Annotated in this window: 15 protein-coding genes, 1 riboswitch and 1 other annotated feature; of the genes, 4 read left to right on the top strand and 11 right to left on the bottom strand. The window is 35.7% G+C overall.

Annotation, left to right across the window (positions count from 1 at the left end; all coding sequences use genetic code 11):
- Positions 1 to 66: 66 nt before the first annotated feature.
- Complete coding sequence (locus GFJ36_RS06585; RefSeq protein ID WP_157349516.1) at positions 67 to 843, top strand: class I SAM-dependent methyltransferase; 777 nt, start codon at positions 67 to 69, stop codon at positions 841 to 843.
- Between the two features lie 39 nt (positions 844 to 882).
- Here the strand turns inward: GFJ36_RS06585 and GFJ36_RS06580 are convergent, their stop codons facing one another.
- Positions 883 to 1,092 carry a hypothetical protein gene (locus GFJ36_RS06580; protein ID WP_000880630.1) on the bottom strand — a complete coding sequence of 70 codons (210 nt, stop codon included), beginning with the start codon at positions 1,090 to 1,092 and terminating at the stop codon, positions 883 to 885.
- Between the two features lie 271 nt (positions 1,093 to 1,363).
- Positions 1,364 to 1,622 (top strand) — a binding site (T-box leader).
- Between the two features lie 56 nt (positions 1,623 to 1,678).
- Between GFJ36_RS06580 and brnQ3 the strand changes: the two genes are divergently transcribed.
- Positions 1,679 to 3,034 carry a branched-chain amino acid transport system II carrier protein BrnQ3 gene (brnQ3, locus tag GFJ36_RS06575; protein WP_097889749.1) on the top strand — a complete coding sequence of 452 codons (1,356 nt, stop codon included), beginning with the start codon at positions 1,679 to 1,681 and terminating at the stop codon, positions 3,032 to 3,034.
- A 23-nt stretch (positions 3,035 to 3,057) separates the two neighbouring features.
- Here brnQ3 and GFJ36_RS06570 read toward each other — a convergent pair whose 3' ends face one another.
- The 9 genes from GFJ36_RS06570 to gltP form a co-directional block, all read right to left on the bottom strand.
- Positions 3,058 to 3,354 (bottom strand): DUF3922 domain-containing protein, encoded by a 297-nt coding sequence (locus GFJ36_RS06570; RefSeq protein WP_131932946.1) that lies wholly within the window; start codon positions 3,352 to 3,354, stop codon positions 3,058 to 3,060.
- A gap of 98 nt (positions 3,355 to 3,452) precedes the next feature.
- Complete coding sequence (locus GFJ36_RS06565) at positions 3,453 to 4,085, bottom strand: response regulator (RefSeq protein WP_000598709.1); 633 nt, start codon at positions 4,083 to 4,085, stop codon at positions 3,453 to 3,455.
- Positions 4,082 to 5,137 (bottom strand): sensor histidine kinase, encoded by a 1,056-nt coding sequence (locus GFJ36_RS06560; RefSeq protein WP_064476649.1) that lies wholly within the window; start codon positions 5,135 to 5,137, stop codon positions 4,082 to 4,084. The genes GFJ36_RS06565 and GFJ36_RS06560 overlap by 4 nt, the downstream gene beginning before the upstream one ends.
- Complete coding sequence (gene liaF / locus GFJ36_RS06555) at positions 5,137 to 5,877, bottom strand: cell wall-active antibiotics response protein LiaF (protein WP_075308724.1); 741 nt, start codon at positions 5,875 to 5,877, stop codon at positions 5,137 to 5,139. The genes GFJ36_RS06560 and liaF overlap by 1 nt, the downstream gene beginning before the upstream one ends.
- Positions 5,878 to 5,983: 106 nt before the next feature.
- On the bottom strand, positions 5,984 to 6,646 hold the full coding sequence (locus GFJ36_RS06550; RefSeq protein WP_075308722.1) for a PspA/IM30 family protein: 663 nt from the start codon (positions 6,644 to 6,646) through the stop codon (positions 5,984 to 5,986).
- Positions 6,647 to 6,702: 56 nt separating this feature from the next.
- Positions 6,703 to 7,059 (bottom strand): lmo0954 family membrane protein, encoded by a 357-nt coding sequence (locus tag GFJ36_RS06545; protein WP_000808634.1) that lies wholly within the window; start codon positions 7,057 to 7,059, stop codon positions 6,703 to 6,705.
- Between the two features lie 229 nt (positions 7,060 to 7,288).
- Positions 7,289 to 8,605 (bottom strand): Na+/H+ antiporter NhaC family protein, encoded by a 1,317-nt coding sequence (locus tag GFJ36_RS06540; protein WP_088062675.1) that lies wholly within the window; start codon positions 8,603 to 8,605, stop codon positions 7,289 to 7,291.
- A gap of 94 nt (positions 8,606 to 8,699) precedes the next feature.
- Positions 8,700 to 8,805, bottom strand: a riboswitch (SAM riboswitch).
- A 120-nt stretch (positions 8,806 to 8,925) separates the two neighbouring features.
- Positions 8,926 to 9,444 carry a ribonuclease FAU-1 family protein gene (locus tag GFJ36_RS06535; RefSeq protein WP_097908613.1) on the bottom strand — a complete coding sequence of 173 codons (519 nt, stop codon included), beginning with the start codon at positions 9,442 to 9,444 and terminating at the stop codon, positions 8,926 to 8,928.
- A gap of 66 nt (positions 9,445 to 9,510) precedes the next feature.
- Positions 9,511 to 10,785: a glutamate/aspartate:proton symporter GltP gene (gltP, locus tag GFJ36_RS06530; RefSeq protein WP_087985514.1), complete on the bottom strand. Its 1,275-nt coding sequence runs from the start codon at positions 10,783 to 10,785 to the stop codon at positions 9,511 to 9,513.
- 493 nt (positions 10,786 to 11,278) lie between these two features.
- Here gltP and GFJ36_RS06525 point away from each other — a divergent pair, with 493 nt between their 5' ends.
- Together GFJ36_RS06525 and GFJ36_RS29040 are read left to right on the top strand one after the other, a co-directional pair.
- Positions 11,279 to 12,550, top strand: a complete 1,272-nt coding sequence (locus GFJ36_RS06525; RefSeq protein ID WP_097889752.1) for a murein hydrolase activator EnvC family protein — start codon at positions 11,279 to 11,281, stop codon at positions 12,548 to 12,550.
- A 102-nt stretch (positions 12,551 to 12,652) separates the two neighbouring features.
- Entirely contained in the window at positions 12,653 to 12,814 is a 162-nt protein-coding gene (locus GFJ36_RS29040; protein ID WP_001096003.1) for a hypothetical protein, read from the top strand.
- Positions 12,815 to 12,844: 30 nt separating this feature from the next.
- Here GFJ36_RS29040 and GFJ36_RS06520 read toward each other — a convergent pair whose 3' ends face one another.
- Complete coding sequence (locus GFJ36_RS06520) at positions 12,845 to 14,200, bottom strand: sodium-dependent transporter (RefSeq protein WP_046958187.1); 1,356 nt, start codon at positions 14,198 to 14,200, stop codon at positions 12,845 to 12,847.
- Positions 14,201 to 14,259 lie beyond the last annotated feature (59 nt).

Here is a 14,259-nt window from a genome sequence, read left to right as displayed (position 1 = left end):
ATAAAAAACAAAAACGTGAAACACTATAAAATACGCTATACTAAGTATTGAAAGGAGGTCTTTTTCATGTCCATTAATTTTCACGATGCAAATAATAAATACACATACGCACAGCGAAACGCCCATATTTCTTGGGGAGAAATGATAAAAAGTATTACAAATATACAAAACAAGCAAATAATTGATATCGGCTGTGGTGGCGGGATTTATACGAAAGAACTTGCTCTTATGGGGGCCAAAAATGTCATTGGACTTGATTTTTCAAAAGAAATATTACAAGCTGCAAAAGAAAATTGTAGCGGCTTTCCAAATATTTCATTCATTCACGGTGATGCACATAACGTCCCATATCCTAATGATACATTCGACATTGTTATTTCGCGCGCAGTGATTCATCATTTACAAGACATTCCTACATTTTTACGTGAAGCTTCTCGTATATTAAAGAAAAACGTTGTACTTATTGTACAAGACCGAACTATTGAAGATTGTACAATTCCTGGAAGCCCCGAACACATTCGTGGATATTTTTTCTCTACCTTTCCAAAACTCATTGAAATAGAATCAAAAAGGCGGCCAAAAACCACCACGATACAGCAAGAATTACAAAAATATTTTCTTCACGTATTCCCCTCTCAAACACAATGGGAAGTACGAAAAATACATGATTCTGTAGAAGCATTGCTACAAGATTTATCACCTCGAACAGGTCGATCCATTCTATATGAATTAACAGATCATGAACTTTCTCAACTTCTACAACAGGTCCAGACCGCATTACAAAGCATCTCTCCTATTATCGAAAGAGATCGGTGGACAATTTGGAGCGCCATGAAATTGTAAGGAAGGAAGCCTCACAACATAATGTGAGGCTTCCTTCTTTCATAATCTAATTTTGCAACACTCTTGATATCCTCCACTTCTGGCCTGTGCACTTCCACACTTCGGACATACTAAATATCTAGACTGATTTGTCAACAAACTACCTTTTTGAAAGAGTAAAACTTCTGCTTGTTTAAACGAACGCGAATAATATAACCACATAAAACCAATTATAGCAATAATGCCAAATAATACTCCCATCGCAAGCATTCCAGTCACCTCTTTTGGTTTGTTCTTTCCAGCAAGTGGATTGTTGTATTATTCTCTGTAAATTCAAACAATACCTTCTTTACTGCTATAAATATCAACTTTCTCTATAAGTTTTACAATTCTCTACAAATTTTTACTCCCATTTTACAATTCACCATTCCCTTTACAACAACGAATATCACATTCAATATTTCCATATATAAATATATCTTTCAAAAAAATGTTGACTTTCAAAAAAAAACATGTGACAATACTGTCAGAATACTTGAATAAAAATTCATTGACGAGAACGAGTACGTTATAGGACTGTCCCCCAGAGAGTTGGCGATTTGCTGAAAGCCAACGTTCAGTGCGTAACCGAAAATCATCTCCGAGAAGTAGAACCGAATGTTACAGTAAGTTCTTACCGGCTGTCCCCCGTTACAAGGAACACGTATCATGTTGTACGTTGTAAAGCCGTATACATATAGACTCATTTCTACATGTATAAATTAGGGTGGTATCGCGGGTAAATATAACTCGTCCCTTTCTTTAGGGACGAGTTTTTTGTGTTCTTACAAATGAATTTAAAAAAGGAGGAAAAACAATGAACACTGTATCAAAAAAACATATTTTTTTCACGGGTCTTATGCTATTTTCTTTATTTTTTGGGGCAGGTAATTTAATTTTCCCTCCCATGCTTGGACAAAATGCAGGTGAAAACTTTTGGCCGGCAATGATTGGATTTTTACTAACAGGAGTCGGTTTACCATTATTAACTGTTATTGCAATTTCTTTATCAGGAAACGGCATGCAACAACTCGCAAGTCATGTTCACCCATTATTCGGAATTTTCTTTACTGTAGTTGTATATATCGCAATCGGTCCTTCTATGGGAATTCCACGCGTTGCAAATGTCGCTTATGAAATGGGTGTTAGTTCTTTCTTACCAGAAACAATTCGTTCTAGTAACCTAGCACTATTTTTATACACAGTCGTCTTCTTCGCTATCGTATTTTGGCTTAGTTTAAATCCATCTAAACTTGTCGATCGCATCGGAAATATTTTAACACCTATTTTATTACTCTCTATTTTCTTACTATTTGTTAAAAGTGTATTTACACCACTCGGGCAATCAGGACCAGCAATGCAAGAGTATCAAACTTCTCCAATCTTCAAAGGTTTTATGGAAGGATACTTAACGATGGATACCATTTCTGCGCTTGCATTTGGAATTATCGTTGTAAATGCCATTCGCTCTAAAGGTGTGAAGGATCGTAAATCCATTGCCATCGCAACAGCGAAAGCAGGACTTATTGCCGCTACTGGTCTCGTACTTGTATATGGTGCACTTGGCTGGCTCGGTGCAACTAGCGTCTCGCTCGGATATGCACAAAATGGCGGAAAATTACTTACTGTTATCGTACAGCAATTATTCGGTCCATACGGTTTACTTCTATTATCTCTAATCGTTACACTCGCTTGTCTAACAACTTGTGTTGGACTTGTATCTGCGTGTAGTCAATATTTCTCAACATTATTGACTAAATTTTCATACAAAATGTTCGCGAGTATCATTTGTGCATTAGGATTATTAGTTGCCAACTTAGGTTTAACGAAAATTATTTCCATCTCTGTTCCAATTCTACTTGTTGTATATCCAGTTGCAATTGTACTCGTTCTACTATCGTTACTTCATAAATATTTCGGTGGATATCGCTCTGTTTATGTAGGTGCTTTAATTGGAGCAGCAATCGTAAGCGTATTTGACGGATTAAAACAAGGTGGCATTTCAGTTTCATTTATCACACCATATTTTGAATTTATCCCTTTATATAATGAAGGAATTGGCTGGCTAATACCAGCATTAGCCGGGGCTATTATCGGCCTTACAATCGCTAAGTTAAGCGGTGCGAAAAAAGTTCCCTTAATAACCGATTCCCGCGAAGTAAAAGCATCCTAAAAAACTCCCGAAAGGGAGTTTTTTTACTTTTGATAAGCAGTATGATTAAAACTGCTTATTTTATACGCTTTCGTATAATATTCGATATTTGTATCCACTGTTTCTACTTTGATAACATCGTAGCAATCTTCTTGCTTTACTAAAAATAAATAGTACTCTTCTGTCGCCTCAACAATTGCAATTTTATCTGTTTCAACATTATATTGTTCACAAAGCGCTTGTAATGCGTTCACATAATCCCCTAATTTTTTAGACTTATCCATGCCAAATATCGTTTGAACTAACATACACTCTCTCCCCTTTGTATGTACTGTTAACAACTTAATGATAACGCTTACATTCGTTAACGTCAATAAAAAGATTTGGCGTAAACTAATAATCAGCGGAGATACCCCCCACTGATTAAAGTTTCACTTTATCATTTCGTCAATTGATGTCTAAACGCATAAATAACTGCCTGTGTCCGGTCACTTACATTTAGCTTATTTAAAATATTACTCACATGTGTCTTTACTGTTTTGAGAGCAATAAACAATTCATCTGCAATCTCTTGATTACTTTTCCCCTCTGCAATTAATAACAAAATTTCAGACTCTCTTTCTGTTAACTCCTCATGCAAAGGTTGTTCTTTCTTCTGACGCATACGAGACATCATTTTACCAGTAACTTTTGGCTCTAATACAGTTTCTCCATCATAAGTAGCTCGTACAGCGTCTGCTATATCACTTGCTCTTGATGTTTTTAATAAATAACTTGTCGCTCCCGCCTCAATAACAGGGTACAATTTCTCATCATCTAAAAAGCTCGTTACAACTACAATTTTCGCTTCTGGCCATTCCTGAATAATAGCACGTGTTGCTTCAACCCCATCCATCTCGTCCATGACAAGGTCCATCAAAATAATATCTGGTCTTAATTGCAGTGCTAACTCTGAACCTTTTCTTCCATTTTCAGCTTCTCCAACTACTTCGATATCTGGCTGCGTTGATAAATATGCTGATACACCCATTCGAACCATTTCATGATCATCGACAAGTAACACTTTTATCATGATTCTCCCCCTCTCTCAATCATAATCGGTACTTTTACTTCTATTTGTGTCCCTTTAGCGGGGAAACTAAGTACTTTTAATGTCCCACCAATTTCATGAACACGCTCTTGCATTGATCTTAAACCATATGAACCAGCCTTATTCACTCCGACTTCAAATCCAACGCCATCATCAATAATTTTTAGAATTGCATATTGATCAATTTTCCGAAGACGTACTTCCGTTTTCTTCGCTTTCGCATGTCGTAAAGTATTGGATAAAGCTTCTTGCACAATACGAAATAAATGATCTTCTACACCTTTTTTCAATTCTATTGGCTCGATTAGCCATTCAATTTTCATATGTTGCTTTCGCGATAATTCCGTCAATAATTCCTCTATACCTTGTGTCAGTTTCTTACCTTCTAATTGTACAGGCCGTAAATGAAGAAGCAACGCTCTCATTTCTGATTGTGCATTTACAACCATATTTTCAACGAGCTGCAACTGCTTTTTTGTCGTTTCTGGAATTTCAGCTACTTGTTCATTAATAGCCGACATCATCATCGACATTGCAAAAAGCTGCTGACTTACAGAATCATGCAGCTCCCTCGCCAATCGATGCCTTTCTTGAGATATCGCTTCTTGTCTCATCTCTTCATTCCAATGAGCTCGTTCATTCGTTACTTTTTGAAAGAGTCCAGCTTGCTCCTCTAATCGACGAGCAAGACCGATTACTTTTCGTTCTACTTCATGAAATTCATCATCTGCAGTAAACGAAACATCACTCGGAAAATTCCCTCGCTCCACTTCAAATAGAAAAGTATTTAATCCTTGTATACGCTGCTCTATATAGTAACCGATTGCATATCCTACAATTCCCCCGATAAGTAAACTTGTAGTCATAATAAACAAGCCAATTGGAACAGAAGCGATGGATTCCTTCCATAATAAATCATACACTTGTTGCTCGCTTTTCCATACATATACAATTGTACAAATGAGTGCAATACTAACAGAAGACAACATAGAATAACGAATATACATCCACGAAATATTTTTTTGTTTCTTCATTATACTTTCCTCACTTCCGTATCGCCTACGACAAGCGAAGAAATAATTTTAATACGACGAGGCGCTTCTTTATACTGCTCTGTTCTAAATGTAACATTGCGATTAAATCCTGTCTCTTCATGTCCTGGCAGGAGTACACGTCCGACAATAACAGAATGATTTAAAGACAATTCAATATCATATGGCACATATAAACGAATATTACCAACGACACCTCGGATAACAATTACCGTTTCTCCTTCTGGAATCATAGCAGTTGTTAAATCTATTTCCACATCACAAGCACCATATTGAACATTAATATCCTCAAGTTCATAAATATGATCCATCATTCGTATATTCCCTACAAACATATTTTTTAAATATGGTTCTGTACGATATATTTGCTTCTCTTCGTCTATAATCCCTTTTTCTTTAATTTCAACCTTCATTGCTTTTTGCTGATGTCCTTGTTGAATCAGTTGATAACCAATTAAAGCTAAACAAGCAAATACGACAAGAACAAATGCTGCTGATGAAAATAAGAAGAATAAAAATACGATACCACCAACAAATAAAAAGACATTTCCCCTTACATAACGATTCTTCTTACGATAATGCCTTCCAAACATAAGCATAATAAATGCAAAAATGAGACCACCTGGTTCAAAATGTCCAAGTATCATATCAAGAAAAAGACCGAATCCAAATATGATGAGGAGCATCCCCATTAATTGTGTTTTTGAAAATTGTTTCTTCATTTCAGCTCCCCCCTTCTTGTTACATATACATAGAAGAAAAGGCATTGCTTTCCAACACCTTTTCTCCTATCACTATATCATAAGCCTGTTTTATAATATACTACTATTATTTTGTTAACTCTTTCGTTAACGATACATCATTCTTCTCTTTCATTTCACGCTCAAGCTTTGCAATCTTCATATCAAATGTGTCACGTTCATGCTCCTCATTTATACGAGATTCTAAGTCGCGAATATGATCTTCAATTTCCTCAAAGCGTAAGAACGGATTATTTTCATCCATTTTATGCATCGCTGTATTCATACGACGATTTGCATGTGCCATATTTTCACGTGCCATTAATTCCATACGTTTTGCGTGCATTTCTTTTAATTTATTTTTCATCTCAGCAAGACGACGCTCTAACTCATCAATTTGATCTACAACACCTGCATACATTTCTTCTAATCGAGTTACTTGCCCTTCATAATACGCTACTTCTTCTAGCGCACGCTCATGTAGCTGTAATTCGCCTGCTTCTTGAGCGACGATCGCTTGCTTTGATCTTTTATTAACGAAATAACGTGCTTGCTCAAGCTCACGAGCGAAATTAGATTTTAATGTTTTGTGGCGCTCAATTAACTTCTCAATTTTTGTTATTTCACGCTCACTATCGCGTAAATATTGGTTTAACATCGCGATTGGATTTTTTCTTTCTTTCTCATCTAACACATTATGAAAATCTGCTAAAATTGCATCGCGTACACGTCCGAATAAAGATTGTTTCATTATAATCTTCCTCTCTTCTACTTTATCAATTTGATTTGGTTTTTATTAATTTTTTATTAGTTTTTCATTAACTTGTTCCACTCATCTTCAAAGTTGCTATATGGTTTAGAACTTTCTGGTGCAGAATCAACAACTACATTTTTTTCTTTTTTCCACTCACGGTATCCGTAGTATAAAACTACTAATGCTGCGATACCGATTAATGCTGGGGAATGAGAAAGGGCGATGGACAAGCCGATCAAACCAACAATACCCCAAGCTAACTTTCCAAAAAATGATTGTGCTCGCACAAATGATTTATAGCTCCAGTACACAACTCCTGCTCCAATTGCGAATCCTATAATACCAGCAAGACTGCCAAGAGCAATTAAAGCTAAAATACCAGCCGCGATAAACGCTAGAAATTGTTTCATCTTGTGCTTGCCTCCCTTCGATTTGATACTCTTATCTTAACTATTTTTTCACTTTTCCATAACGAGCTTAAGAACCGTTTTCGACTCAGACTTAAGACTGAGTTGCATTCAGCCTTTTGTAAAAATATGCGGTAGGATAGGATGATTCACTCTTTTATCGCACATAAAAAGCCGTACAGAGAACATTCTCTGTACGGCTTTCATTACTATTCATAAACTTCATTTTAAATTATGCTGTTTTGTGATACTCTTTCTTTCCCGCTACTTTAGAAAACCTCGGGAAACCAATTAATATAGAAATAATTCCACATACTCCAACTAAGATAGGATAAAACGCATATGGTAACAATTCAATCGGAGATAACGCCGCAAATCCTGCTGCCGTTAACATTTGCGCACCATACGGAATTAACCCTTGCACACAACATGAGAAAAGATCTAATACACTCGCTGATTTACGAGGATCAATTTCATATTGATCTGCAATGTTTTTCGCAAGTGGACCTGTAAAAATAATAGAAATCGTATTATTCGCTGTACACATATTCGTCATACTCACTAAGCCAGCGATACCGAACTCTGCTCCTTTTTTCGAACGAATGTTACGAGTTAAAATATTCATTAAATATTGAATACCACCATTATATTGAATCAGTTCGACCATACCACCAATTAAAATAGCAAGTAATACTAACTCCATCATACCGCCCATTCCAGTCGTTACACTTTTAAAGAAACTCTCTAACGTGTAACTCCCATCTAAAAGACCTATAACGCCGGATAGTACAGTTCCACCAGTTAACACAATAAGTACATTCCAACCAAGCAATGCTGTAATAAGTACTCCTGCATACGGTAAAATCTTTATCCAGTCAAAGCTATGCGCTTTAATCTGCGTGTCACTTCCTAAAGTAACGATTACTAATAGTACAACTGTAATAATAGCTGCTGGTAATACAATTAAAAAGTTCGTTTTAAACTTATCTTTCATTTCTGTTCCTTGTGAACGTACAGCTGCGATTGTTGTATCTGAAATAAATGATAAATTATCCCCAAACATCGCCCCACCAACAACAGTAGCCATCGTAAGTGCAATAGAGATATCAGTTTGCCCACTAATACCTACAGCAATTGGTGCTAATGCAGCAATTGTTCCCATTGAAGTTCCCATCGCTAATGAAATAAATGCCCCTATAACAAAAATTCCAGCTACGATAAATCCTTGCGGTAAAATGGATAACGCTAAATTAACTGTAGAATCAACGCCGCCCATCCCTTTTGCTGTTTCAGAAAATGCTCCTGCAAGTACAAAAATCAGAACCATAATCATAATATCCGGGTTCCCTGCACCTTTAGCAAATCGTTCTACTTTTACATTAAAACTTTCTTTACGATTCATTGCTAAAGCGACTCCTACAGCAATTGAAATTGCTACAAGTATCGGCAATTTATAGAAATCACCTGTAATAATTCCAGAACCAATAAATAGCGCCAAAAATATCCCAAGTGGTAATAAAGCCAAACCATTTCCTCTCGTTTCTTTCAAAGTACCATCTCTCCCTAGTTTCAACCTTTTTCTAATGAATAACAAAAGACCTCTTCCAATGAGAAGAGGTCTTATACATCTATAAGGAACGCTCTTCTCATCTTTCAAGCACATGCTTGCTGGATTTGGCACAGCACTCTGAAATCGAGTCCGCTGCCGAGGCATCGTAGGGCCAGTCCCTCCGCCTCTCTTTATAAGAAGGTTTCATATTTATTTTTTAATAATAATTTCTTCCCTAACTTTACTCGCTTACAAAACAAAAGTCAATTATTTTTTGTATAGATTTTTTTGGTAATTATACAAAAATTTGAATACAACAATCATTTTAACTTTTTGATTTCTTCTTCCAATATTGAAATCCAATAAAATTCACTATTTTTTATTGCATCTATTATCCATTTCGTAGTGTACCAAGCTAACTCATACTCTTCTTTTGTAACATCGTCACTTTTATAAGCATCCTCTAGCTCATCTTCATCCAATATATACATTTTACCGTTCGGTAATAACACTACATCTAAATATAAATCATCAAAATACGGTAAACCACGGTCGTCAATTTTATATTCTTTCGCCACATCGATATAATATTGCACTAATTTTTTCTGATCATCTAACATAGCTGTAATCGCAAAGTTTTTCCCGTCTATGAAATATTGAATCCACGTATATTGATTCCCTGCGATACAAAGTTCTTTACTATCATATTCTTTACAACTAGGTTCTCTTACCTTTTTTATTTCTAATATTCCTAGCATTCCTTCTTCCACTTGCTTAACCGTATAATCCTTCTCTATTAGTCGCTTCCACGAAGAACCGTCACCATATTTACGTTTCATTACGTCCGCTCCCCTTCTATATAGAAAAGCCCCCACATATTATGTGAGAGCTTGTTCAAATTATAATTAAGCTGCTTGACCTTTTTCAGAAATCTCTTTCAAATAAGCTTGTCCTTTTTCAGCGTCATATTGACCTTCCCACTTAGACATAACTACAGCTGCTAAAGAGTTTCCTACAACGTTAACTGCTGTACGAGCCATATCTAAAATACGGTCAATACCAGCGATAAAGGCTAAACCTTCAGCTGGAATACCTACTGTACCAAGTGTTGCTAATAATACAACGAATGATACGCCCGGTACACCCGCAATACCTTTTGATGTAACCATTAATACAAGTAATAATGTAATTTGTTGTGTAATGGATAATTCAATACCGTACATTTGCGCTAAGAAAATTGCTGCAATTGCTTGATATAAAGTTGATCCATCTAAGTTAAATGAATAACCTGTCGGAATAACGAAAGATGTAATTGCTTTCGGACAACCGAATTTCTCCATTTTCTCCATGATTTTTGGTAAAACTGTTTCTGAACTTGCTGTAGAATATGCTAAGATCAGCTCGTCTTTTAAAATCTTAAAGAATTGGAAAATGTTAATTCCAAATAGTTTCGCTGTAAGTCCTAGTATGACTACAACGAAGAAAATCATCGCACCATATACAACTATGACTAATTTCCCTAATGGAATTAATGAAGATAAACCAAACGTCGAAACTGTTACACCAATTAATGCGAATACACCAAACGGTGCAAATTTCATAACTTGGTTAGTCACGTAAAACATCGCATCTGCTACACCTTGGAAAAATTGAAGAACCGGTCTTCCTCTTTCACCAATCGCCGCAACTCCTAAACCAAATAGTACAGAGAAGAAGATAATCGCAAGCATATCGCCCTCAACCAATGATTTCATAATATTCGTTGGAACGATATTCACAAATGTATCTGCAAACGAATGACTTTGTACTTGAGCTGTTGTTTCTGCATATTTAGAAATATCAGTCTTTGTTAATTGATCCATATTCACGCCTTTTCCTGGTTGGAAAATATTCGCTACCAGTAGACCAACAACAATTGCAATTGTTGTAATAATTTCAAAATAAAGAATTGTTTTCCCGCCTAATCGGCCTAGTTTTTTAACATCGCCAACACCAGCAACTCCAACAACAATACTTGCTACAACAATCGGCACAACGATCATTTTAATTAATCGGATAAAAATATCACCAATTGGTTTTAGGTACCCTACAACTGTGCTATCGCCATAAAAAATTGCCCCCACCGCGATACCTAGGGCAAGTCCAATTAAAATTTGCCATGCAAGTCCTATTCTTTTCATATTTGTTGTAACCCCCTCTTCGATGTGTCACTCTACCTCTCATTCTATATCTATAAAACTTGAAATTAAGAGTATTACATATTATTCGACAATTCACTACATTTTGTCCCTGTTAAAAATCATAAATCAAAAAATTAAATCTGACAACAAAATAACTTTTCCTGAACACAAATAATTTTCTTGACAAAAATAAAACCCATGTCAGAAAACCTAACATGAGAACGATTCCTCACTAGTATTTTAGTGGGTTTTCAACTTGAATTTCACTATATAAAATCATGATTTTTTCCCTTTATTTTACAGATAAAATCTAGAATACACCTTTGTTGCACAAACTAAAAAAGTAAAATCACCATTACAAATACTGTTGAAAAATGATAAATTCCGACAAAACTTAGCAACTTTATAAAATTTTCTTTACATTATGGTTACAACGATAGACACTCTTCTTCTTATGATATATAACATTCATAGGGAAAGGAGCCAGACAACCATGAAAAAGAAATTTGCAGCGTTTAGTGTTTTAGCAGCAGGAACACTTTTTGTTTCTCCGTTACTTTCACCCGTATACGCTGAAACGAATCAAGATAAATTATCTAATATTCAATCTGAATTAGAAGGAAAACAAAATGACTTACAAAATAAATCAGTTGAGAAAGAACAAATAGAAAAAGAAATTCAAGAATTACAAAAGAAAATCGACGATTTAACTACTTCTATTAATAAAAACGAAGCTGAATTAAACGATACAAAAAAAGAAATTAGTAAAACACAACAAATAATTACTGAAAAAAAGAAACATATAGAGCAATTACAAACAAACATAGATACGCGTCAGGAAGTTATTAAACAACGTTTACAATCTATGCAAGAAAAACCTCGTACAAACATCATCACAGAGGTATTAACAAATTCTACAAACATTGCTGATCTTGTTGATAATATGTACTCTGTAAGTTTAATTTTAAACAATGATACAGATATTGTTAAAAAGCAAACAACTGACCAAAATGCTGTGACGAAAGAAAAAGAGGCTGTTGAGAAAAAAGAGCAACAACTGAAAGAATCCGAGCAAAAATTAGAACAAAAACAGCAAGAATTACAAAATAACCAACAACAGCAGCAAACCTTTATTAGCGATCTACATACGAAAGTAGCAAAAGTAGATTCAGAGATTGAAGGATTAGAAGAATCTAAAGGCATTTTAGAAAATCAGCGTCAAGCTGTTCAAAAAGCAATTGAAGAAGAAAAACGTGCCGAAGAGGCTCGTAAAGCTGAAGAAGCTCGCAAGGCAGAAGAAGCTCGTAAACAAGCCACTACATCTGCTCAAACAGCTCAAGCAGCTCCAACACCACACGATACAAATATTGGCGGGTTTATTAAGCCAGCAGCTGGATCAAAAACTTCTGGGTTTGGCGTGCGCTCTATAGATAACCATAAAGGAATCGATATCGCAGCCTCAGGAACCGTTCCAATTATTGCCGCTGCTGATGGTGTTGTTATTCGCTCAGAATTATCATCTAGTTACGGAAACGTTGTGTACTTATCTCACCGTATAAACGGAAAAACATATACGACAGTATATGCTCATATGAGTAGCCGTTCTGTATCAAATGGACAAACTGTAAAACAAGGCACTCAACTTGGATTCATGGGAAATACTGGCCAATCATACGGGCAGCATTTACACTTCGAACTTCACCTTGGAGAATGGAATGTCGGTAAGACAAACGCAGTGGATCCATCTCCTTATATCGGATTATAAAAAAAACTCGGTTCATACCGAGTTTTTTTATTTCCACTTCACACACTATAGGCATTCCACATAGACTACAACTAAATGCCCATATTTTACGAGGTGAATCATATGAATACACAATTACAACAGAAAATAGAAGAAGCTAGAGAAACTTACATTGGCCGGTTATTTACATTTGGCGGCTCAGCATTATTTTTAATCGGCTCATTCATTGCAGTCGTCACAGCCTATAAAGCGTATAATCGTTTATTGAATACACCTACAACATAATAAAAAGACGGAGAAATCTCCGTCTTTTTATTATGCAAACATTTTAAATACGCCTATCGCATTTAAAAATACAATAATTACCGTTACTGGAATAACATAACGAAGCAAGAAGAACCAAATATTAAATAATGTTTTCCCTTTCGTTTCCGTAACTTCTAATTCTTTCATTAACATTTCTTTACTCATTTTATTTGGTACGAATAGCGAAATGGCTAGTACTCCGAGCGGCAGTAATACATTACTTACCGAAAAATCGACGAAATCAAAGAATGTCTTACCAAATATTTTCACATCACTCATAATTCCAAACGATAATGCTGACGGGATTCCAACTGCAAAAATAAGAATACCAATTAATAATGATGCTGACGGACGCTTTTTCTCATTATCTTTCGCAACAGATGCTACTACAATTTCAAGCATGGAAATCGCAGATGTTAAAGTTGCAAAGAAAAATAAAACTAAAAACATAATGAAGAAAAATTGTCCAAATGGTATTTTCGCAAATACTGCTGGAAGGACGATAAACAGTAGTCCTGGTCCTTCAGTCGGCTTAACGCCTAATGCGAAAATCGCCGGGAAAATTGCTAATCCTGCAAGTACTGTAATAAAAACAGTTAAACTTACAATAGACGTTGCTGATTTAGCTAAATGTTCTTCTTTCTTCAAGTACGAACTATACGTGACCATTACTGAGGCACCTACTGTTAGCGAGAAGAACGATTGTCCCATCGCGTATAAAATCGTATCTGCTGTCAGCTTTGAAAAATCTGGTTTCAAAAAGAACTCTACCCCAGCAAAAGCACCATCGAGTGTTAACGCACGAATAATGATTGCAATAAACAAAATAAATAATAGTGGCATCATATACTTACTTGCCTTTTCTATTCCCTTCTCTACACCTTTACTTACTACAAAAATAGTACAAAGCATAAAGATAAATTGCGCTCCAATCGCACTTACTGGATTTGAAATCGTTTCACCAAATAATTTTCCATAATCAACAACACCATTCCAAAAGCTTCCTGTAACACTATAGTATAAGTACAGTAAAATCCATCCACCTACGACACTATAGAAAGAGAGTACACTAAAACAAGTTACAACTCCCATACGACCAATCCAAGGATATAATTTACTATTTGGTACTAGTACTTTATAAGCTGTAACTGCCTCTTTTTGGGTGCTACGTCCAATGACAAATTCCGCTATTAGAAGAGGCATACCTATAAATAAAGTTAATAGTAAAAATACAAGGAAGAATGCGCCTCCCCCACCATTACCTGCAACATATGGAAATTTCCATATGGCACCAAGACCTACTGCGGCTCCGGCTGCTGCGAGTACAAAGCCTATTTTCGACGTCCATTGCTGTGTTTCTTTCATCATAAATTCTCCTTTTCTGAATATTTAAACTTTTGTTAATTATACACTTTCATTTCATA

Source organism: Bacillus sp. EE-W1, from assembly GCF_009760835.1.
Lineage (GTDB): Bacteria > Bacillota > Bacilli > Bacillales > Bacillaceae_G > Bacillus_A > Bacillus_A wiedmannii.
The sequence above is the reverse complement of the archived record's forward strand: the minus strand, read 5'-3'. Positions and strand labels throughout refer to the sequence as shown.